Source organism: Lysinibacillus sp. NPDC059133, from assembly GCF_042755925.1.
Lineage (GTDB): Bacteria > Bacillota > Bacilli > Bacillales_A > Planococcaceae > Lysinibacillus.
In genome coordinates this window covers 101,594-124,916 of record NZ_JBHZDH010000004.1, presented here as the reverse complement: position 1 = coordinate 124,916, position 23,323 = coordinate 101,594, and the positions used below count along the sequence as shown (strand labels likewise).

At 35.5% G+C, this 23,323-nt stretch carries 19 protein-coding genes and 2 pseudogenes; 13 read left to right on the top strand and 8 right to left on the bottom strand.

Annotation, left to right across the window (positions count from 1 at the left end; translation table 11 throughout):
* The first annotated feature begins 23 nt into the window (after positions 1-23).
* Complete coding sequence (locus ACFXN8_RS03930; RefSeq protein ID WP_386842924.1) at positions 24-596, top strand: TetR/AcrR family transcriptional regulator; 573 nt, start codon at positions 24-26, stop codon at positions 594-596.
* A 69-nt stretch (positions 597-665) separates the two neighbouring features.
* A pseudogene (locus ACFXN8_RS03925) lies at positions 666-1,163 on the top strand (DUF5360 family protein).
* Here ACFXN8_RS03925 and ACFXN8_RS03920 read toward each other — a convergent pair.
* From ACFXN8_RS03920 to ACFXN8_RS03900, 5 genes are all read right to left on the bottom strand, one after another.
* Positions 1,160-1,342: a hypothetical protein gene (locus ACFXN8_RS03920; protein WP_376070406.1), complete on the bottom strand. Its 183-nt coding sequence runs from the start codon at positions 1,340-1,342 to the stop codon at positions 1,160-1,162. The pseudogene ACFXN8_RS03925 and the gene ACFXN8_RS03920 sit on opposite strands and share 4 nt — an antisense overlap.
* Positions 1,343-1,441: 99 nt before the next feature.
* A complete protein-coding gene (locus ACFXN8_RS03915) occupies positions 1,442-2,986 on the bottom strand; it encodes a solute symporter family protein (RefSeq protein ID WP_376070618.1) in 1,545 nt (514 codons plus the stop codon).
* An 8-nt stretch (positions 2,987-2,994) separates the two neighbouring features.
* Positions 2,995-3,333 (bottom strand): DUF485 domain-containing protein, encoded by a 339-nt coding sequence (locus tag ACFXN8_RS03910; RefSeq protein WP_376070404.1) that lies wholly within the window; start codon positions 3,331-3,333, stop codon positions 2,995-2,997.
* Between the two features lie 490 nt (positions 3,334-3,823).
* Complete coding sequence (locus ACFXN8_RS03905; protein WP_376070401.1) at positions 3,824-5,377, bottom strand: solute symporter family protein; 1,554 nt, start codon at positions 5,375-5,377, stop codon at positions 3,824-3,826.
* Positions 5,378-5,713: a DUF485 domain-containing protein gene (locus tag ACFXN8_RS03900; RefSeq protein WP_386842921.1), complete on the bottom strand. Its 336-nt coding sequence runs from the start codon at positions 5,711-5,713 to the stop codon at positions 5,378-5,380.
* Positions 5,714-6,303: 590 nt separating this feature from the next.
* Between ACFXN8_RS03900 and ACFXN8_RS03895 the strand changes: the two genes are divergently transcribed.
* The gene (locus ACFXN8_RS03895) at positions 6,304-6,891 is read left to right on the top strand and encodes an SCO family protein (RefSeq protein ID WP_386842919.1); all 588 of its coding nucleotides are present in this window, start codon (positions 6,304-6,306) and stop codon (positions 6,889-6,891) included.
* A 107-nt stretch (positions 6,892-6,998) separates the two neighbouring features.
* Here ACFXN8_RS03895 and ACFXN8_RS03890 read toward each other — a convergent pair.
* Both ACFXN8_RS03890 and ACFXN8_RS03885 read right to left on the bottom strand, forming a co-directional pair.
* Positions 6,999-8,572, bottom strand: a protein-coding gene (locus tag ACFXN8_RS03890; protein ID WP_386842917.1) for an IS3 family transposase whose coding sequence is annotated in 2 segments (ribosomal slippage) — positions 6,999-7,930 and positions 7,930-8,572 — 1,575 coding nt in all. Because the reading frame shifts where the segments join, the coding sequence is not laid out codon by codon here.
* A 101-nt stretch (positions 8,573-8,673) separates the two neighbouring features.
* On the bottom strand, positions 8,674-9,519 hold the full coding sequence (locus tag ACFXN8_RS03885) for an MBL fold metallo-hydrolase (RefSeq protein ID WP_386842915.1): 846 nt from the start codon (positions 9,517-9,519) through the stop codon (positions 8,674-8,676).
* 790 nt (positions 9,520-10,309) lie between these two features.
* Between ACFXN8_RS03885 and ACFXN8_RS03880 the strand changes: the two are divergent.
* The 9 genes and pseudogenes from ACFXN8_RS03880 to ACFXN8_RS03840 form a co-directional block, all read left to right on the top strand.
* Positions 10,310-10,746, top strand: a pseudogene (locus ACFXN8_RS03880) (ABC transporter ATP-binding protein); the annotation flags it as partial.
* Between the two features lie 295 nt (positions 10,747-11,041).
* On the top strand, positions 11,042-11,734 hold the full coding sequence (locus ACFXN8_RS03875) for a stalk domain-containing protein (RefSeq protein WP_376070391.1): 693 nt from the start codon (positions 11,042-11,044) through the stop codon (positions 11,732-11,734).
* Positions 11,735-12,363: 629 nt separating this feature from the next.
* Positions 12,364-13,323 (top strand): 2-hydroxyacid dehydrogenase, encoded by a 960-nt coding sequence (locus ACFXN8_RS03870; RefSeq protein ID WP_386842913.1) that lies wholly within the window; start codon positions 12,364-12,366, stop codon positions 13,321-13,323.
* Between the two features lie 109 nt (positions 13,324-13,432).
* Entirely contained in the window at positions 13,433-13,810 is a 378-nt protein-coding gene (locus ACFXN8_RS03865; protein WP_386842911.1) for a cupin domain-containing protein, read from the top strand.
* 447 nt (positions 13,811-14,257) lie between these two features.
* Positions 14,258-15,511, top strand: coding sequence for an MFS transporter (locus ACFXN8_RS03860; protein ID WP_386842909.1), 1,254 nt, complete (start codon positions 14,258-14,260; stop codon positions 15,509-15,511).
* Positions 15,512-16,004: 493 nt separating this feature from the next.
* Complete coding sequence (locus ACFXN8_RS03855) at positions 16,005-16,412, top strand: hypothetical protein (protein WP_386842907.1); 408 nt, start codon at positions 16,005-16,007, stop codon at positions 16,410-16,412.
* 393 nt (positions 16,413-16,805) lie between these two features.
* The gene (locus ACFXN8_RS03850; protein WP_386842905.1) at positions 16,806-16,964 is read left to right on the top strand and encodes a hypothetical protein; all 159 of its coding nucleotides are present in this window, start codon (positions 16,806-16,808) and stop codon (positions 16,962-16,964) included.
* Positions 16,965-16,989: 25 nt separating this feature from the next.
* The gene (locus ACFXN8_RS03845) at positions 16,990-17,583 is read left to right on the top strand and encodes a phosphotransferase family protein (RefSeq protein ID WP_386842903.1); all 594 of its coding nucleotides are present in this window, start codon (positions 16,990-16,992) and stop codon (positions 17,581-17,583) included.
* Positions 17,584-18,425: 842 nt separating this feature from the next.
* Positions 18,426-19,316 carry an alpha/beta fold hydrolase gene (locus ACFXN8_RS03840; protein WP_386842901.1) on the top strand — a complete coding sequence of 297 codons (891 nt, stop codon included), beginning with the start codon at positions 18,426-18,428 and terminating at the stop codon, positions 19,314-19,316.
* A gap of 367 nt (positions 19,317-19,683) precedes the next feature.
* On the opposite strand, the gene ACFXN8_RS03835 is transcribed toward ACFXN8_RS03840, so the two are convergent.
* Positions 19,684-21,297 carry a PucR family transcriptional regulator gene (locus ACFXN8_RS03835; protein WP_376070372.1) on the bottom strand — a complete coding sequence of 538 codons (1,614 nt, stop codon included), beginning with the start codon at positions 21,295-21,297 and terminating at the stop codon, positions 19,684-19,686.
* Positions 21,298-21,607: 310 nt separating this feature from the next.
* Here ACFXN8_RS03835 and ACFXN8_RS03830 point away from each other — a divergent pair, with 310 nt between their 5' ends.
* Positions 21,608-23,230 carry a lactate permease LctP family transporter gene (locus ACFXN8_RS03830; RefSeq protein WP_376070369.1) on the top strand — a complete coding sequence of 541 codons (1,623 nt, stop codon included), beginning with the start codon at positions 21,608-21,610 and terminating at the stop codon, positions 23,228-23,230.
* Positions 23,231-23,323 lie beyond the last annotated feature (93 nt).

Below are 23,323 nucleotides of genomic sequence, written 5' to 3'. Positions count from 1 at the left end.
TTTCCTAGAAGTAGGTGAAAGTGTTGAAAGAAAGAATTTTAAAGGTATCCATAAGTGAAGCTGAACGAAAAGGATTCCGGTTTACGATGGGGGATTTAGCAAAGCAACTAGGTATGAGTACTAAAACATTGTATGGATACTATCCCTCAAAGGAAGAACTACTGAATGAAATGATTGATCTAGCAATTGAAGAGCTGAAAATGAAAGAGGAAGAAATTCTGCATGATTCAACGTTAAATCTTGTAGAAAAACTACAAAAAAGTCTTGTACTAATTCCGGCTGATTTTAAGTTTGCTCAGCTCAAATATTTAGAGGAACTTCAACGATATTATCCAAAGCAATGGGAAACTCTTGATGATTTTATTCATGAACAATGGGCAGGTATCTTTTCATTAATAGATGAAGGGATTGTCGCAAATCAAATACGTCCCTTTAATAAAGAGATCTTTATAGAAGTCTATATTGGCGGGCTTTATCGATTGATGGAACATGCATCCCAAAACAGAAATATGATTTCACTTCAGGATACAATGCAGGAAATGGTGGACATTCTTATGCTTGGTATTCTCAATGGTAACGTTAACGAAGAAAACTAAATGGGGGCTGTAAATGAGTAAAGCTTTAAGAATGCTATTTTTAGGTACAGATTTCTTTTTTATACTCTATTGGCTTGTCATTTTTTTCATTTGATTCCAGAAGAGTATTTATATCAGGATTATCAAAATGAATTATTAGTTATATGGAATTGGTCGTTTTTCCCGCTAGATATTTTAACTTCTTTCAGCGGGTGTTTGGACACCCGCTGAAAGAAGTTAAAGCCTCCGGCGGATGTCACGGAATCGGAAAGGAGTTCTTTGTGCAAGCACAAAGCCGATTCCAGACGCAATTATGCGAGGCATAATTGATTTTCAGTTACTGGTTTTATTAGTCTCTATCTATTTAAAATAAAAAATGAAAAGTGGAGAGCATTTGCCTTACTATCTCTGACACTAACATCTTGTTCTGGATTGCAGGCGATTGCTTTTTGGACAATAAAGCTTGATTTTGATCTTATGTGGTGGATACCTAACCTTTTTCTTTTACTGTATCCGTTGCACTTTATACCAAAACTGATTACTTCTAAACATCAAAATGTCTCATTACAAGCAAAACACAACCACTAATCATCTTCAGCGTGGTTGTGTTTTCTGTGCTTTGTAAAATTTTGTTCAATATTTTCTTTTTTCGTTTTCGTTACACGCTCATGTGTACTGAAAGGGGAAGATTGACGATTTTTTTCAACGTCCTTCCCTTTTGTGCGTTTTATATGCATGCGTTTCTTTTTTGCTTTTGAGTTTGTCATGTTACCTTACCTCCAACTATCATTTGTAAATATCGTACCGAATACGGAAGAAAAAGTAAAACCTCGTAAGTGTTAACTTACGAGGCGATTGTTCTATTATTAGTGTGATACGTCTTGTACAGAAATACCTGTGTTTGCTTTAACATCCACTTCACGATATTTCTTATCATCTGTTTCCTTAGAAAGCATTGTTCCGATGAAGCCTCCTAGGAAGCCAAGTGGAACAGAGATGATAGCTGGGTTCGTTAACATAATTAACGGATCACCAACGAAAATTGCTTTTCCTTCAACTGGATTCCAGATGTTTGGTGAAACTGCAACAAGAGCTAAAGCAGAGATTAAGCCTGTTAACATTGCCGTTATAGCACCAGCTGTATTAAAGCGTTTCCAGTAGATTGTATAGATGATTACAGGTAGGTTAGCTGAACCTGCAATACAGAATGCAAGGGATACTAAGAACGCTACGTTTAATGTTTGTGCACCAAGTGCTAAAAGGATTGAAATAACAGCGATTGTAATGGAACCGATACGAGCTGCAAGTACTTGCTCTTTCTCTGTAATTTTTCCCTTTTTAATAATTTGACCGTAAATATCATGTGATAGGGCAGATGCGCCAGAAAGTACAAGGCCAGCTACTACCGCTAAGATTGTTGCGAAAGCTACCGCACATACGAATGAGAATAAGATGTCCCCACCAAGTGCTTCCGCAAGAAGTGGAGCAGCCATATTACCAGCAGCGTTTGCAGCAATAATATCTTCTTTACCAACGAATTTAGCTGCACCGAAGCCTAAGAAGATTGTAAGAATGTAGAAGATACCTACAATCCAAGTAGCCCAGATAACTGAAGAACGAGCAGTTTTCGCATCTTTTACTGTAAAGAAGCGCATTAGGATATGTGGAAGACCAGCTGTACCTAATACTAAAGCGATTAACATTGAAATAGTATCAATACCATTTGTATATTTAAGACCTGGATTCAAATAAGCTGCACCGCTATCAGTTGCAGTTTCCATTTCTTTGAACATCGTTGCAATGCTAAAGCCGAACTCTTTTAATACTAAGAATGAAATAATAACTGTACCTAACATTAAAAGACAGGCTTTAATAATTTGTACCCAAGATGTTGCAGTCATACCACCGAATAGTACGTAAGTCGTCATCATAAAGCCTACGATTAAAACGGCAACCCAATAGTCGATTCCTAAAAGTAATTGAATAAGTGCTCCTGCACCAACTAGTTGTGCAATCATGTAGAATAAGACAATTGTAATAGTGCTTAAAGCTGCTGTACCACGAACTTTAGAGCTATCAAAACGCGCTGTGATCATGTCAGCTAATGTAAATTTACCAAGATTACGTAATGGCTCAGCGACGATGTATAGAACCACTAAGTAAGCTACTAAATAACCGATAGAGAAGAAGAATCCATCAAATCCAAATAATGCAACTGCTCCAGCGATCCCTAAGAAAGATGCTGCTGATAAGTAGTCACCAGCAATGGCTAGTCCATTTTGCCAGCCTGTTAATCCACCGCCTGCAGTGTAGAAATCACTTGCAGAAGAAGTTCTTTTAGATGCCCACCATGTAATAACTAATGTTAAACCAACAATGGATACGAAGAAGAATATGGCTGTAAAACTCATCCCGTTATTCATCGGCGGCCACCTCCGTTCTCGTATTCTGCGATAATCGCCTTTGCCTCTTTATCAAATCTATTCGCTTTCGCTACATATAAGTGACAAAAGCACCAAGTCATGATGAATAGCCCTGCTGCATATATCCACACCCAAGTAATTTCCCCGATTGCCTTTTGGTGTAGAACTTTCGTGAACGAAGTAAGAATTGGTAGCAACATATATGCTGCTAAGAAGATCGCAGTCATTGACCAAAGAAAAGAATTCTTTCTTCGCACAAGCGCTTTAAACGATTCTTGATTAGCAATCGCGTCATAGTCAATCACAACGCCCTTATTTGCTTGATTGTTCCCCATTAACATTCCCCATTTTGTGTTTATTTTTACTGCTTAAAGACTTGATTTTGCTAGTTTAGTGAATTCACATCTTCATTTTATGAGAGAGTTCACAAAATTGCAATACTTTTCAGAAAAAAATTATAAAAAAATAGTTTTTGGAAAAATAGTCTTAAAAGAGAATATACAAGACAAATGTAAGAAATAAAATGGTTTTGGGAAATTCTGATAAATAAATGAAGTTAGGTCAATTCTAGATTTCCGAGCGGAAAATATGGTTAAAATTTCAAAAGGGAAATGATTTTTTATAAAAAATAAACACTATTTAATCAGTGAAAATCGTTTTTTTTTGAAAGAGAATAGTATTGTTCGATAAATAAATTGGAAAATTTTTTATAATAAAAAGTTAAAAAACCCGATGAAAAATCGAGTTCTTTAACTTGATATTTTTATTAATATAGATAGGATGATTGATAGATATTTTTTCAATAATTTGGATGGTTAAAAGCGATCAATGAGAGATATCAGAAACGGATACACCAGTGTTTGCTTTAACGCGAATTTCCTTGTAAATACGTTCTGCTTCTTCCTGAGGTACTTTACTAGAAGATAGAACAGAGCCTAAATAACCTGCGATAAAGCCAAGTGGAATCGTAATAACCGCGGGAACTGCTAACGGTACGATAGGATTACCAACAAAAATAGCTGCACCTTCAACAGGACTCCATACATTCGGCCCCATAGCACCTAACACTAAACATGATACTAAACCAGTTACCATCGCAGTTATAGCACCTGTTGAATTGAATTTTTTCCAGTAAATTGTGTAGAGAATAACTGGTAAGTTTGCTGAAGCACCGATACAAAATGCAAAGGATACTAAGAATGATACATTCAAGTTTTGCGCAAATAACGCAAGGATAATGGATACGATGGCAATAGAAATCGAGCCAGTACGAGCTGCTACTACTTGTTGCTTTTCTGTTAATTTACCACCTTTAATGATTTCCCCATAAATATCATGGGAAATGGCAGAAGCTCCTGTTAAAACTAAGCCCGAAACAACGGCTAAAATGGTTGCGAATGCTACTGCACCGATAAATGCCATTAACACATCACCACCTAAGTAATTAGCAAGAAGTGGGGCTGCAGTGTTACCAGCTTTACTTTCAGCAAGAATTTTATCGATCCCTACAAAGTTTAATGCGCCAAAGCCTAAGAAAATAGTTAATGAGAAGAAAATAGCTGTAATCCAAGTTGTCCATGAAATAGAAGAACGAGCGGTTTTAGCATCTTTCACTGTGAAGAAACGCATTAAAATATGTGGTAACCCAGATGTACCTAATACAAGCGCCATCATCATTGAAACAGAATCAATTGTACTTGTATATTTCATCCCTGGTACAAGGAATTTCTCACCATGATCCACAGCGATCGTATCAAACATTTTCATAAGAGAGAAATCGAATTTCATTAATACTAATGTAGCTAATACGCCTGTCCCGAATAATAGAAGGCTAGCTTTAATAATTTGCACCCAAGAAGTAGCTGTCATTCCACCGAATAAAACATAAGTAGTCATCATGACACCTACGATTAAAACCGCAATCCAGTACTCAATACCAAATAATAGTTTAATAAGAGCACCTGCACCTACTAATTGTGCAATCATATAAAGGATGACGATGATAATTGTTCCTGACGCAGCAACGCCACGAATGCGTTTTTCATTAAAACGGGAAGTAAGCATATCTGCTAAAGTATATCGACCTAAGTTACGCATAGGTTCTGCAATTACATAAAGAAGAACTAAGTTAGCTACTACATAGCCTACAGAGAAGAAGAAGCCGTCGAAACCAGTTAATGCAATCGCACCTGACACCCCTAGAAATGCAGCTGCAGATAAATAGTCACCAGCGATCGCGAAGCCATTTTGCCAACCTTTAAGACCACCGCCCGCTGTATAGAAATCAGCCGCAGAAGACGTACGTTTCGCTGCGATATATGTTACTACAAGCGTTAAACCAACGATTGCTAAAAAGAAACCAACAGATACGAAGTTCATTTATTTTCCACCTTTCGCCTGATACTCAGCTAGTACTGCTGCGGCCGCTTTATCGAATGAAGCCGCTTTTTTCACATATACTGTACAAAGTACGATAGTCATAATGAATAATCCAGCTGAATAAACCCAAACACCCGTAATATTTCCGAAGATTTTTTGTTGTAGTACAGGTTGGAAAGCAAGGATTGGTAACAAAATATAAAGTGTTAAAAAGACTGCTGTGATCGAGAAAAGAAAGGTATTTTTCTTTTTTACGAACATGTTGAACGATTCCATAGCTTCAATTGCATTATAATCAATTGATTCTATATTGTTGTGGTCAGAAATGTTTGCCATTATTATTCCCCCTAAAGTGATATATTTCTGTTTTAGACGACATATTTCTTTTCTTTTCGTCGTTATATTCATTTATTTTATGGGGAAGATTCTTATAATGCAATACTAAATTTTGAGTTTTTATAATTTTTAATCATTTTCAGATTGCGAAAATAACATAGAAATAATAAGGATTTAGTAGAAATAAACCGTATAGAAGAGAACGGAATTGTCTATAAGAATAATATTCCTATAATAGTTTAATGATAATAATTTTGAATGTGATAGAAGATTTGGGTATGAAAGAGAATTTTTGAGAGGTTTATTATTGTGTCATCCGATGAGGGGGAACCTGAAAAGCAACGAAACTTTGTTATATAACAAATAGTTGATCTCTTGGGAAATAACCGAAATAGTAAAAAACTAGCTTTAAAAAAATATTAAAAAAGTTTGAATTATCTGGAATATAGAAGGTATTCATTATACTAAAATTTTACAACATACATTTAATGGACATAAAAAAATGAAAGGATAAGCTCATATCTTGTATTAAATAACTATAATTTATACAATAAACAAGGATGGTAAATTGAAGGGAAGTGAGCAATTAAATGAAAAAGAAAAGTGTCATACTCGTTTTGATACTAACATTAAGTACCATACTTACCGCTTGCGGAAGCTATAAATTTGAACCAGAAATGAACATAGAAGTACAGGATTTTTCGGTTACAAACCAAAAAAATAAACCAGTTAGCCTGAATGATTTAAAAGGCAAGCCATGGTTAGCGATGTTCATCTTTACTAATTGTAATTCCATTTGTCCGCCAATGACATATAACATGACAGAGGTGCAAAAGGCACTTCAGGATAAAGGCGTGGAAGATTATCAAATTGTAGCTTTTAGTGTTGATCCTGAAGTGGATAAGCCAGAAGTTTTAACGAATTATTTAAAAACGTATTCAGTGCCCGATGCAAGCAAATGGCAGCTATTAACTGGCTATGATCAAAAGTATATTGAACAGTTTGCAAAGAAATCGTTTAATTCATTAGTAATGAATGATCCGAATTCTGACCAAGTCACACATATGGCAAGTTATTACTTAGTGGATGCTGATGGTGTGGTTGTGAAGGATTATAACGGTACCACAGACGTACCAGTTGAGACGATTGTGGCAGATATGAAGGTCTTAACTAAATAAAAAACAATAACTCAGAGGTTTGAAGGAACTTTTGAGTTATTTTTTAGCCACCTCATTTCAACTGAACTGCTCCCTGTCAAGTAGACAGTGGAAATAATAAAAATGCTTTAAGCGGCTTGAGTCCTGAATTCTAAAGGACTCAAGCCGTTTAATGTTTCTTGATAACGTTCGTTGTTATAGAATTCGATGTACGTATCAATGGCGTGTTTTAATGCCTCAAACGTCTCAAACTTATGTAAATAATACTTTTCTACTTTCAGTGTCCCCCAAAACGCTTCAATTGGCCCATTATCGATGCAACGGCCGACTCTCGACATACTATGTGTTAGTTTTGCCTTCTTCATAATTCGCTTAAATTCTTTAGATGTATATTGATACCCACGATCACTATGTAAAAGCGGAAACTCATCTTTTGACAGTTGACGAATAGCTGGTCTTACCGTCTCAAAAACAAGGTCATTATTGTTTGAATGACCTAATACGTAACTCACAATGGACTTATCATAAAGATCGATAATCGCACTTAAATAAGCCTTCTTACCGTTACCATACTTGAACTCCGTCACATCTGTACACCATTTCTGATTCGGCTTTTCGGCTGTAAACATACGTGCTAACACGTTTTCTGCTACGTAATCCGGTTTCACCTTTCGGTACTTTTTCGGACGACGGCGAATCACCGCCTCTAAACCACAAATTTGCATTAGACGATAAATACGCTTCTTATTCACTTTCGCTAAGTTTTCTTTTTCACGTTGGCGGTTAATAGTCATTGCGATACGGCGGTAGCCATAAATGCCATCTATTTGTGTATATAAGTGTTGGATAGACGCCATTAGCTGTTGGTTCTCCAATTCCCGTGCTGAGGGTTGACGATTGAGCCATTTGTAATAAGCTGCACGGGATACCTTGGCGATTTTACATAATAAAATAATCGATAAGTTTTCATGCTTCGCTAGCTCTTGGATCGCGAAATAAAGGCTTTGAATGCGAACTTTACTTAACGATACCTCCTTTCGATTTCCTCTAACTTTTTTAGTAGTAAATTTTCTGCACGTAATCGTTCATTTTCGCGCTCCATCTGTTGAATTTTTAAACGTAATTCATCTTCTGGTGTGCGTTCTTCTGCTGGTTTTGTACGACCTCGTTGATCTTGAAGGGCCTTTTCCCCATCTTGTTCAAACTTACGTACCCATTGATACACCTGTTGATAAGATACCTCATATTGTGCTGCTGTCTCTTGATAATTCTTCGCGTTTGCTAGGCAGGCTTTGACGATTTCAATGCGTTCTACTACGGTTGTTTTTCTTCCTTTAGTCATAGTTTGGCTCAATCCTTTACCCGAATCTTTTAATTCACTATGACTAGTATAGGTTTTTAACCATGATTTGAACAACGACCAACTGCTAATTTCATATGTTGAGAGGATTTCGTACATTGAATACTTTTTTGTTAAGTAGTCTGCTACTGCTCGTTCTTTTAGTTCTTTGGAGTAAAACTTATTTTTCTTAGCTGGCGTTAATGCTTCAATTCCCCTGGTTTTAAATTTAGTACGCCAGCTTTTAAATGTGTAAGTTGAAATAGCGTACTTTTCACAAATTTCTCGAATAGAATAAAGCTCTTCCTCTACATATTGAAGAGCTAACAATTTCATTTCAGGTGTTATTAGTTGTTTCGTCATAAAAAAACTCCCCATTTAATAAACAGATTTTATTTTTTAATCTGTCTACCTAATGGGGAGCATATCAAACTAAATGAGGTGGCTACTAATTTATAGAATTACTATGATTGAACTATACGGTCATTAACAAATGCCTGTATGAAAAATAATTCATTATCATTAGGGTCCCTTTTATTTTCTACCTTGAAACACTCAATAGCATTTTCTAGTGAGGTAGATTTTACAACTCGACTTGCTGTTGTTAACTCTTCCCAATAGATATTCATTTCATCAGAATCACATATCGATTCATGACCAAGTAGGAACATTTCAGCATCATATTTTTGAATGTCTTTAATCATAGGCAATAACAATGATTGCTTGAAATGATAAAGAGAATTTGTGGTTGTACAATATGCAGCATCACCTAAAAAAACAACTTTTTCATCAGGAATATAAATAATTGTAGAGTCGTCTGTATGAGTACTTTTGATTCTTTCAATTAGGCAAACTTTATTACCTAAATCAATGGTTAATGCATTTTCAAAGATTACGTCTGGAGAGTTCAATTTAAAACTATTTCTATTTGGTATTTCAGTTTGTATAATCTCCATACACTTAGCACTCATCTGATTAGTATTCACATACTTTTGGAGGGAATTATCATCAAATCTATAATTTTGCCATTCTTTTAATAGTTCGTTTGTTTGACTATTAACGATAACAGTTACATCAAATTCATTCATACCAAGGAAGTGATCCCAATGTGCATGGGTAATGACCAAATATTTGATAGGTGGTACATCGAGTTTCTCAATTTCTAGTAAAAAATCGTTAGCATGTTGAGCTGAATTACCAGAATCTATAATTAGACTAAATTGGTCACCACATACCAATCCTAATGTTGGTCGTTCTCTATCCTCTTGATTGGATAAATAATAAATAGTATCACTTAATTTATTTAACATGTTCTTTCTCCTCTTCTTTAGATATTCATTCTATGAAAGAGAAAATCTACATGTGTATTTTAAAAAATATAAAATAATTTGAGATTTTCTCATTTTTATTTTTTCACCATTGGACTTGCACCTCCTTTTTTGGGGTAAGGAAAAGTATACCATATTTACGATTAAATAAACTGTATTTTGCGAAAAAATAAAATAGTCTTCTTCGAGTAGGATGATTATACGGATTGAAGAAAAGACAAGCGCTTCGTGTGACGTAACTAACCGCAATTGGAGTGGCTTTATGGACGATTTATAGAAAGAACAGTTAGAACACGTAAAATGCTTTTGGGGATAGGTATGGGTGGTGGTGAAATAGCCATCATCATCTCGTGACTCATCAATTTTTATTTTTTATTTAATAATTTTATTATGTCTACTAAAATACCTTGTAATTCGCGGGATTTTGAATGTATATTTTATTCTATCGGCTTTTATATTATTAGAAAGATTTAACTGCTTTCGGTCAATTCTGGACAAAATGATGCCGAGACATAACGACATCAAACGCGATGGAAACATCTTGAAGCCGTGAGGAAGGGAAGGTCCTTCATGTTCAGTACGGGTGAAACTGCTACAGAAAACGGTCGTTTGAAACGCTTTTAAATATCGATTTAAAGCGCAGCTATTTTGCATGATCAATGGCTTCATGATAAAGATTTTCGACAAGAATGAAGCGAAAAAAATGTAACTCTAAAATATACGACAACAGTTGTTTATTTTTAGAGTTACTTGACGTTGACTAAAACTTTATGAAGGGGAATTTGTCATGATCTTGGGTGCGAGTGGAGCGGGTAAAAGTACGATTTTGAATATTCTTGGTGGTATGGATATGGCTACCTAAGGTCAAGTGTTTGTTGGAAATCAAGAACTAACAAGATTGAATGAAAAAAAGTTAACAGACTATCGTGGTGAGAAAGTTGGATTTGTCTTTCAATTCTATAATTTAATTCCGAATTTAAACGCTCTTGAAAATGTTGAATTTGCTACTGAAGTATGTAAACACCCTCTGGATGCTAAATAGATTTTACATAAAGTCGGGTTAGCAAATCGTATGAAAAATTTCCCTTCACAGCTTTCTGGAGGAGAACAACAAAGAGTTGCTATAGCTAGAGCGGTTGCAAAAATTCCTTACTTTTACTTTGTGATGATCCAACCGGTGATCTATCAGGTGAAAGTATGTTAGATATATAAATCACCATTTCTCATCAATCGCATACACCTCAACACTTGCCGCATTATTTGTGCAAAAAACCTTGAGTGTTGTCTAACAAATGCGCTTAATTGTCATGAAAATTCACATTTTAAAAAATCAGAAGAAGGTTTTCTGAGTTTTATCAATAACATACCCAGGTAAAAGTAGAGAGAAGAAATAATTTAATTTTCAATACTATAACTTATAGTCAATATTTGACCAATATCATGGATTATAGTATGTAATTTTTGGTATAATTACATATAACTATATATATGAAGGAGTGATTATATGAAAAAACTACTTATAGTAACAAGTTATTTAGGCTTTTTTATATTAGGAGGTTTAACCTTTACTTACCTCTCAACAACGGAAGCAGCAAGCAATCTGAAAAAGATTAGCGTATTTCAAGATGCAATCAATTACTATGTAGATAAGGTTGAAAAAAAACCACAAGAGGGTCAATCTGGCTTTATTTATGAAGGTACTACTTATGTTCCAATGCGTTTCATTGCTGAATCTTTAGGGAAAAAAGTGACATGGGATGGAAAATCAAAATCCATATATATAGGTGATGTTCCAAAGTTCGTCTCTTTAAAAGATGTAAAACCTATTGGGAGTGATGAAGACCACTTCTTCCATAACCCAAGCTCTATTGTTATTAGTACTGGTGAAAAGTTTGAACAATCCTATCAACTTGGTGGATATCATGGTGGAGGGGCAGTACAAGATCATACAGTTGAATACTTAGCGAATGGAAATTACAAAGGATTCGAAACGTATTTAGCACCAGTTAAAAAGTTAGCGGCGGGCTCTTTCGGTGTAGGTTATATGAAAATTTACGCAGATAATAAATTGATTTATGATAGTGGATCGATAAAAGGCAAGGTAAAGGTTAATGTTAATTTAGACGGTGCTACAAAAGTGAAGATTGAAATGGAAGGCAGTGGTTTAGGAATATTAGATCCTAAATTTATTCAATAATTTAACAAAGTAAATATAGAAAAATCTGAAACCTAAAAGAATTTTTTAGAAAGCAACTATAAATGGTTGCTCCAGACCAAACAAACGCCATTTACCTCATAATTAAATTAAAAAAGGTGAATTCCACTTATGTTTCTTTTATTTTGAAGAGAACCATATAGATATTATCGAAACTTTAGCACGCCTTTATAGCTCGAATCAGTCCGTTAACCTTAGAGGTAGACGGGCTTTTTTATTGTATGTAGATACAAAAATACAGCGCAAAGAGCGGAAAGAGAAAGTACTCATTAAGATAGATAAAGCATAATTTCCTAGTTATTTTAAATATTAGCTTTTGTCAAAAACATGTAATATTGTTTCTGTTTTTGTTTAAAGTGAACAATGTTATTTAAATACTCCTATCATACAATTGCATTAAGCAATTAACATAAGAAAAAATAAAAAGAGGGAGTGACTAAAAATGAAAATACCACATTTTTTGTGCAAAGTATACAAAATGATAAACTGAAATTTTATCTGCCTTTTGCTGTGTGGAATAACAGTTTTGCAGAAATGTGAATCTCTCTTTTAAAACTATGGTCACTAGTTAATCAACAGACGTATTTGAAAAAAAGGAAGGAATGAATTGAATGTTAGTTAAATTATTAGAACCATTAAATGTTTCAGATTCGATTATTCAAAAATTAGCGGAGCCAATCAGACAGGCCGGTCATGAATTTGTTTACTACAACGAGAAAACAACTGATTCCGCAGAATTAGCAAAACGTAGTAAAGGTGCAGATGTTGTTATGATTGCTAATAATCCTTATTCTACAGAAGTGATTGATCAAAATGACAATTTAAAATTAATCAATGTAGCCTTTACAGGTGTTGATCACGTAGGTATGACTCAAGCTAGAAACCAAAATATTATGATATGTAATGCAGCTGGATATGCGAATCAAGCAGTTGCGGAATTAACAATTGGTTTAGTATTAGATGTGTATCGTCACATTACTCAGGGAGATAGAGAAATTCGTGCTGATCATTTCCCAGGAGCATTCCAAGGTAGTGAAATTAAAGGGAAAACAGTTGGTTTGATTGGTACAGGGAAGATTGGTATGATGACCGCTCGTTTGTTTAAAGCATTTGGTGCAAAATTAGTAGCTTCAGACCAATCCAGAAGAAATCCAGAAGCTGAAGATTTAGGTATCGAGTATATGGAATTAGATGAGTTATTAGCACAATCTGATATTGTGTCATTACATATACCGTTGCTACCAAGTACTAAAGGATTAATTTCTAAAGAAAAATTAGATTTAATGAAGGAATCAGCTATTCTAATCAACTGCGCGCGAGGACCGATTGTTGATAATGATGCATTGGCGGACGCATTAAATGAAGGGCAAATTGCAGGAGCGGGTATCGACGTATTTGATATGGAACCGCCTATTCCTGGAGACTATAAACTATTACACGCCAAAAATGTAATTTTAACACCACACGTAGGGTTCCTTACTAATGAAGCTATGGAATTGCGAGCTAGAATTGCATTCGATAACACGATGGCATTTTTAGAAGGTAAACCTCAAAATATTATTAAAAGATAATTCTTTGCTATTTTTCTAGCAAATCCGAGAAGTTTTTATTCGTTGTCTAATACACACTAAATCATTTGAGTATGGTGAAGTTTGAAATTTGAAACAAGGAGAAAATACAATGCCATTAAAAAAAATAGCAAGAAATGATTTGAAAAACCGTATTTTCCATTGGCCAGATATTCAAGAGTTTAGAGAAGAAGAAGCGACAAAACATATTTTCTATGAAACACCTAATACTGTAGGAGCTGTTTGGTGTATGCGGCCAGGACAAAATTTGCCCATTCACTCGCACAAGCAAGCGGATGATATTTGGATTGTTATTGAAGGAACAGCAGATTTTTATCCAGAATGTGGTGAAATGGTCCAAATTAAAGCCGGTGATGTTGTTGTTGCGCGTCCGGGTGAAAAGCACGGTATGACTAATACTTCTGATAAAGATTTTGTAATGTTAGGAATTGCGGGTCCAACACCAATTGGTTTTATTCCGCATCAATAGTATAGAGTTAACTATCGCGTCTGTTGATTAACTAGTTTTCATCGTAAAAAAGAGAGGTTAACACGATTTCACGGGAATAAGTGGATCTTACAATGAGGTTGTCCAAAAAGTCAGATTTACATCTGATTTTTTGGCAGCCTTTTATTATATGTCCAACAAAATTTACTAGGGAAGCGGATTGAGGAAATAAAAAAATTCCTCAATCCGTTTTTTTTATTAGTCTTTTTAGACAGTCCCTCGAAGTTCAACAGTAAAACAAAGATAGGATTCGTACGTTTGGACAAAATTGAAACTATTTTAAAAATTCCCTTTTGTCTAAAATGTGCAAAGTTATTTTTATTTTTGTTCAAAGTGAACAATGTTATTTAGTTGCTCGTAACCTACAATCAAGTTAGTAATAACATAAGTAACAACATAAGTAAATACAAAAAAATGGGAGTGTCAAGCATGGAACAAAAAGTTAAACATGACCCGAATTATTACAAAAAAATCATTTTTGCACTGTGTTTAGGTTGGGTAGCTATTTGGATTTATCGTACAATACTTACACCAATATATCCACAAATTCAAGAATCGCTTGGTAATATTAGCGATACTCAAGTAGGACTTATTGCCTCTATTTATTTCTTTGCCTATACTGGTATGCAAATTCCATCAGGAATACTCGTTGATAAATTTGGACAAAAACGAGTATTAATCCCTGCGTTTATCATTTTTGCATTAGCAGCAATCGTCATTGGATCAAGCACGACAATCACTCAAGTTTATGTAGGCGCCTTAATGGCAGGTCTTTCGACTGGCTCATACTATGGTGCGGCTTTCTCTCTATCAGCTAAATATATGCCAAAAGATAAGAAAAGCTTTTCTAATGCAATCATCAATAGTGGTTCGGCATTAGGGATGGTTATTGGTCTAGTAGGCTCATCAGTATTAGTAGGTGGCCTTGAAATCCAATGGAATTACATGCTTTATATTATAGCAGTCTTAATAGTAGCAGTAACATTTGTGTTTGCGTTATTTGTTAAACTAGACAAAAGAACAGCTACAAATGAAACTTCTGAAGATAAGGAAACAACACAAGCCACAGTATCTCAAGGCGTAGAATTATTCTCGCTAAAAAAATTAGTTATTTATTTCGTCTATTTTGCAACATGTTATGGTTATTACATGATTGTGACATGGTTACCATCATTCCTTGTCGCAGAAAAAGGATTCGAACAAGGTTCAGTAGGATATGTAGCTGCTTTAGTTGCAGTCACAGCAGTACCTGGTGCATTGATATTTTCTAAGTATATTGACAAAAATGCACATATGCGTCAGAAATTAATTATCTTCTTGTTAATTGGTGCAGCCGTAACAATTAGTTTAACCGTATTTGCACCTAACCCTTCTGTCCTTTATGCAGCATTAGTTTTATACGGTTTATTAGGTAAACTTGCCATTGATCCAGTTTTAATCACATATGTAACGGATTCAGTACCTTCCAACAGCATGGCCAAAGCACTAGGTATCTTTAACTTCTTTGGAATGACTTCATCAGTTATTGCGCCAACTCTTACAGGTTATATTGGAGATATCACTGGTTCGAAAGTATTAGCATTCTATATTGCAGCAATACTTCTTGCAGCAGCAGCGATTTTATTCTTCCTTGCCGTGATGGTGAAAGAGAAGAAAACAATCAATCCCCTAACTAATGAATAAAGTAAAACTACCTATCAGTGGAGGTTTAATACATCTCCTGCTGATAGGTAGTTTTGTTATTGCTGTCCAAAGGCAGCGTGGTCTTCCCATGAAGAAGCTAATTCTCTAGATGAATTATACAACTCCATGCAATCCGAGTTCGATATAACGACTGAATTAGGCAGTAGTAACAAGGAACAAATCCTTGTCACTTCTGCCTTTTCGATTGAATCACTAGTTAGTGTGTATTTAGTTTAACAGTGTTTTTCGACTGAATCACCAACCCCAGCATGGATAAATTCATACTTCTCTAGGTGTAAGTTTGAAACAAAGATGCTCCGTTTATAAGAAAGTAGTACCGTTTTGAAAAAGGTTAGCCGGAATTACTTTCACTTCATTTTTCTTATTGAACGAACAGGACAGAGTAGTTAAATGAAGGTTTGTAACTTTATTCCACTTTTTTCGTCTGGCTCCTATGAAGTCAATATTATTAAATTCATAGGAGGATAATAGTATGAAAACTTTTTATCATTGTTTAATAATGTGGATACCTTTTGGATTGTTGTTTTCCTTTGCAGCATTTGGATTAGATGTAGTAGAAGGAAATAAAATCATAACGTCGGGATATGCACTTATTTATTTGTTTGTTGCGGCATCTTTTACGTTTATTTTATATCCTATTTCATTTTTACCACTAACATTTGTCGTAAGTAAGTTTGTAGAATCCTTACTGTTTAGAGTGGTAATATTCACCTGTCTTAGTGGAGTAATAGGGGTGTTTGCTTTTGAAAAAATATATGATTTTCTTTTTATGGAGAAATATAATTTTAGCATTATTACTTCAATTATCATTTTTGGTATTACAGGTACACTTTATGCTTTGGTGGAAAATTCCTTCAAGAGAAATATAAAATTTGTTTAAACTAACAGGAGTATTAATTGAACGGAGAAAAATTTATTATGGTGTTTCTCTGTCTTAATGCATTGGGGTGTATATCTTTATTAATTCCAGCACGTCTGGATATTCGTTTAATGAGATACCTTATTTGCAAGACTAATATAATGTGGATTTCTTTCAGTAACAAAATTGCTGGATCTATTTCAGATTCATATGTTTCCATGCTTTTGGCATTAACAAAATATATTCCTCCAAAAATATGATTTTTATTTTATAGAGGAATTATTTCCAATTTACTAGAAAGAGTATACATAGAAAAATAAATACTTCACAAACGGAGCAGTTAAGTGAAGAAGGGATTATGATTATAGATTAAGAATTAAATAGTAAAAATGCTTATTAAACGAGGTGTACTCAATGCAACCAATACATATCGATGAAATTCCAAGTGAAATAAAAGAATATCTTAACAAAATTAATTCTATAAGATTTCCACGGCAAGGTTACACCTCTGATGTTGGGCTAATTGTATGTATTGAAAAGGACAAAGGGAGAATTATTTTGTTCTTGGCTTAATAGAGAAATATCTGTACTAAACTGTTTGACTAATCAAACAAAACTACCTGTTCCAAAAGTAAAGAAATTTGTTGAACAACAAAACAAAAGGGATTCCTGGGCTCTATTTGAATTTTTAGAGGGGGAGACATTAAGGACTGCTTTATTCACCGAGAAAAATAAAGAGAAACGGCAAGAAATGATATTTAATTTTGGTGCACTCCTATTTCAAATCCATACAACCCCTTGTCCAAAAGAGCTAATTTTTGAACGAAAATGGATTGATCAAATGTTAAATCAAGCTGAATATAATTTGAAAAATTATAAAGTGGATGGAAATGAGAAATTATTAGAAAAAATTAAAACAAATAAACCAAACTTCTTTAAACAAACTTTAATTCACGGAGATTTTACAATTGATAATGTTTTAGTTTCCAACGGAGTAATTACAGGAGTAATTGATTGGGGAAGTGGAGCTTATGGAGACCCAAGATATGACGTATCATTGGCTATACGCCCAAAACCCAATGCCTTTGAAAATGAAATAGATAAAGAGATTTTTTTGGAAGGATACGGGGAAAAGATTATTAATGATAACGTATATGATTATTTTGTAAATGGGTTATATGAATTCTTTTAATTTTTTGTTCTTCAACTAAAGAGTGCGTTCGTATTACATAGTTCAGCCAGGACTTTCTGGTTGAACTTTTTTTATTTAGATTTAATCTATCAGTAGCCAGAGTAGAACATACGGGGAGTGGGACATTGATCCCGTCAACTAAACTGTTCACCCCCTACTTGTAAAAATATGTCTGAGGTTGGTTAGGACTTAGGTCTGGTATAACAAGAGAAGCTATAATACTTCTTGGAGGTAATAGGTGTTACTGATGTATTCATATACATTGTAGCTAGATTTATTAATTTTATTTTCTCATTCTTAAGAGATTGAATTTGTTTCAATTGCTTATTTTTATTCATCACTATGTTGCTTTCGGAAAAAATAAACGTAAATTGAAAACGTTTGATTATTAACAAACATAATAATATAATGTTTGTTGTAGGTTGGTAGTTTTTAAAATGAATACTATCCGTATATAATGACAGCTATGGCAGGGGACTACCACCAATATTGCGTCTTCGTGAAATTGTTGATTACATAGCACATCCTGAGCTAACACCGGAGATTCCAATTAGAAATGGGAGGGTGTGCTCGATATAGTGGTTAAAAGCTCCGGCACCACTTGAAAGCGAGGTGAAGTGATGTTTCTTGGCGATGGTGGTGAGTTTCTTATTGGATTCGAAGACGAAATATAGGATCTTGTCATGATGATTCGCCAGAGCTGCGCGTAGTCGTTTCTTGCTTTTTTAAGTAATCAGAACTACATGGCGGGTATCGGTCATCGGACCGCAGCGATTGAAGATTCACGCCTTCTGCCTATGACAGAACTTACGATATCAAAATAAAAAGAGGAGAACATAAATATGAAAATCCTAAAAGTCAACGATGTCAATTTGGCCTATGACAGTTTCGGTAACGAAAATGACGAGGCTATTATTCTAATCGCCGGGCTGGGAACCCAGATGATCCGATGGACGGATTCGTTTTGTCGGATATTAGCGGCGCGGGGCTTTCGCGTAATCCGCTTTGACAATCGCGACGTAGGTTGCTCAACGCACTTTAGCGATTATCCGACGTTGGATTTTGACGCACTAGCCACTGCTCTCATGTCGGGCCAGCAACCGGATATCCCTTACACTCTCGATGACATGTCCAACGACGCTATCGGACTACTTGACGCCCTGTCAATTGACCAGGCACACTTCGTTGGCAGGTCTATGGGCGGAATGATCGCCCAGGTTGCAGCTAGTGAGTATCCTGAACGGGTATTATCGCTCACATCCATTATGTCCAGTTCCGGTAATCCAGCACTTCCGCAAACTTCCCCAGATGTCATAGCGATGATGACTAAACCGGCGCCGAACCCATTTGAGGATGAAGCAGGATTTTTGGCGCACAGTCTATTTTTTGCCAAACACATCGCCGGCACCGGCTATCCGTTTGAAGAGGATGCTTATCGGGCGCTCATTCTGGAGGAAGTCCAGCGAGCCTACGATCCAGGCAGTGTCGGACGACAAATTGCTGCAATGGCTGTCTCCGGTGACCGTCGTCCGCGGCTGGCAACTATAAAAGTACCAGTACTTGTCATTCATGGGGTAGAGGATCCTTTGTTCGTCCAGGCATGTGGCGAGGACACAGCTTTTGCCATCCCGGGCGCCGAGCTAATGTTGGTTGACGGCATGGGTCACGACCTGCCGCACCAACTGTACAAAGTAATCGCTGATGGCATAGAGCGTACGGCTCGTCGCAATTGACACGCGTCTACTGAGTGGCAACTAGCAGGAGTCCTGCGGTGCCCAATGGGGCTGAGGGCTCAGGGGGAGTAATGCTAATCAATTTGCACCCTAGGATCATACGATGCGGGTGGAAGCGGCGATGTTCTTTGAAGGGGTGTTAAAGCAGCTTCATGTCATTAATTAATGGGTCTCCTAACAGAGAATTCATTTAAACGTATATGTGGATTCAATCGAATAAGCGCCGGTTTCATGATAACATCGTAAGTAGGAGCTACACTATTTGCTTGCTCATAATTGAGGTGGGGAAGCAAGTGTTTCGGTAAAATAGGCAAAAAGAATCCCGCTAAAAAGCATTCATAACAGCTTTTTAGCGGGATTTTTTAGTTTAAAAATTTACTTTCTCTGACGCAAATAATGCTAATCGTAGATCCAATGAAATATCAGGCGATTCGATAGACTGACCTAAAATCTCTTCACATTTTTTAATACGATATTTTACCGTGTTCCGATGAATAAATATATCTTCAGAAGTCTTTGTCAGATCACAATGATTCGCCAAATAGATTTTCAATGTATGTTTTAGTTCTTTTTCTTTTGTCGTTTTCGGATAGGCTAATGAACCTAGTGTATACGTGATAAACGGTTTTAATTTATTGGCTGGAATGAGTTGTAACAATTCTTCTACACTTTTAGATTTATAGAGTTCTATAAATTCAACTTTACTACTTTCAGACTTATGATCAAAAGCTTCATTCGCTTCAAAATAAGAGAGTGGTAAATGTGAGAATTCAGTAACTTCATTCCCAATACCGAATGACAGTGTGCTATTAAAAAGTTTTTGATACTCTTTTTGGATATATTTGCAGTAATCTAAATAATATTGATGTTTAGTTTGTAATAGTATCGTAAACCGATGATTACCTGGAGACCTATAAACACTTATAGAAGGATCAATGTCAGTCAACTTATGTGTTAGCCATTCAAAAGTCATTTGATAGCGCTCATTCAAATAGATATTATTTTCCACATCCCTTTCTTGATCAATCGCACAAACGATCACTTGATAGAAATTGGATGGTTGAATAAGGTGTTTTTTTAAAAACTCAGGGTGCTGTTTGACTGAAATAAGATTATCAGGATGTTCAGACATCAATGTTTCGAAAAAGCGGTTTACATCTTGTTGTTCCGCTTCTTTGATCTTACTATTTTTATAAATGGCGAGACTAAGTGTATTTACGGCTTGTTCTATGGCAAGCAGACTAAATGGATAAGTGAGCGTATTAACATTTGAAACCATCAAATAATACGGAAAATATTTAAATGCTGGAACTTCAAATATAATATGTTCTTCTTGGAAAGATGCTTTATTATTAGGTGAAATTTGCTTGGAATTAACACATCTTTTGAAGTAACTAAGATTTTTCTGAATTTGCTCTGAATGTTCTTGGAAGTGATGGCTCATCGATTTAATTTGATGAAAAGGATTTAAGAGCATCACAGGGACTCTAAGGAGTCTGCTCATTCGTTCAATCATCATTTCCAAGCTCAAACCTCTCATAAGCATTGTATTTAATTCTTGTTGGATATCTAATGCAAAATATAACTTTTCAGTTTCTTCATCCAAGATATAGGATGACATATGATGCGTAATGGATCCAAGGTTCCAACTATCAGGGATTCTAATTATGGGGAATTTTAACTCGTTTGCATATTCTATTACTTCATCATCAATTTTTTCTAAAAAGCGCGATAATTTAACGCCTATGCCAGCAACTTGTATATCATTTAATTCTCGAATGAGATCCTTTAATCCGGATTGGTCGTGTTGATAACACATACCCGTAGTGACGATAAATGAATGAGGTGCTGTGAAATTTTGAATATCAGGCGTTTCCGTAATATCGACCATTTCTACTTCTCTTTCTAAATCTCCCTCATCATTTAATAATGTTAAATCAGAAAATTGTTGGACAGACATGATTTCTTTTAATGTTGTCATAAGAATCATCTCCTTTATATTTGTTAGAAAAAGCCAAAATATGAATTAAATATGTGAGATGCTACAAGGATAACCTATCACTCTGATTGTATACTATTTTTGAAAGTTATTATACGTATAATTCTTTATTTCGAAATAGTAAAGGAGAATCATATGCTTGAACTAGGTCAGAATATTCTACGTGATGCTTTGTTTTTTTGAAAAGCGGGTTACAACAAGGATAGCATGCTAAAGTAGCTTGAACAAAGAAATTCACCTTTGCACAACTAAACCATGCTAAGAATAACTACGTTAGAAAGAAGTGATAACGATGTGGGATCAACAATACAATCCACTTGGAAATGAAATAGTGAGTGGCATCATAGCCTTTCTTCCTATACTCCTATTTCTTCTTAGTTTAACAATCTTTAAATTAAAAGGGATTTATGCAGCAGCATTAACTTTAGGTGTTACCATTATCATTACAGTCGGAGTCTTCGATATGCCGATAACTAAAGCGTTTGGAGCAATTATTCTCGGAACAGGTAAAGCATTGTGGCCCATCGGTTATATCGTCATTATGGCTGTTTGGTTGTACAAAATTTCTGTGAAAACTGGAAAATTCGAGATCGTCCGAGGGAGTATAGCGAATATTACCGAGGATCAACGACTTCAATTATTGCTTATTGGTTTTTGTTTTAATGCCTTCTTGGAAGGAGCGGCCGGATTAGGTGTTCCAATCGCTATTTGTGCAGCTTTACTAGTGACGCTTGGTTTCAATCCCATTAAAGCTGCTGGACTTTGCCTAATCGCCAATGCCTCTACAGGCGCATTTGGAACAGTTGGAATTCCAGTCATTACTGGTGCTGAAGTCGGTGGGATGGAAACGTTAGAACTGTCAAGAATGACAGGCTATCTTTTACCTTTGATTTCATTTCTCGTTCCTTTTCTCCTCATCTTTATTTTAGATGGTATCAAAGGAATAAAAGAGATATTCCCAGCCATTTTGGTCGTCAGTAGTGTCTATTCAGGGCTTCATTTACTTACGATTACTACGATCGGGCCAGAGCTTGCGAATATTATTCCTTCTTTAATTAGTATGGTGGTTTTAGCCTTATTCTTAAGGAAATGGCAACCAAAAACGATTTACCATGAACCTGGGGTAGAACTATCAGGAAATTTAAAAAACTATTCTATGAAAGAGATTTTGGTAGCTTGGTCACCATTTTATATCCTCACTGGCGTTATAGCCGTTTGGAGCTTGCCTGCATTTAAACAATTATTTGTAGATGGTGGTGCACTTGATTTTACGACTGTCGCATTGAAAATTCCCGGATTACATGATCAAATCATGCGTATACCACCGATCGTAACAGAAGCCAATTCTATACCAGCTATCTTAAATATTAACTTTGTTTCGGCAACGGGAACGGCGATTTTATTGGCTATCATTTTAACGAGTGTCCTGTTTCCTGCGTTAAACATCAAACAAACCGTTCATTTGCTCGGTGACACGATTAAAGAACTATGGTTACCGATTTTTACAATCGTACTTGTAATGGCTTTTGCAAATCTTTCTGACTTCTCTGGGCTTAGCACCTCTCTAGGACTTGCACTTGCCAAAACGGGTGAATTCTTCCCATTTGTTAGTCCAGTATTAGGATGGATTGGTGTCTTTCTAACGGGATCGGTTGTAAATAATAACGCACTATTCGGTAGCTTACAGGTAGTTACCGGGACGCAGATCAGCATCTCACCATCATTGCTAATGGCAGCTAATACTGCTGGGGGAAGCGTAGCAAAATTGATTTCACCACAATCTATCGCTATTGCAGCAGCCGCCGTTAATCAAACCGGGAATGAGTCAAAAATCTTTCAATATACAATACGATATAGCTTAGGCTTGCTCTTACTTGTATGTATCATGACACTCGGGCTATCTTTTATCCTCTAATCATTTTAATAATGACTATACCACATAGTAAATCTAAGTTTTCACATAGATTTACCATGTGGTTTTTGTTTTTTAGTAAGGATAAAATTGATT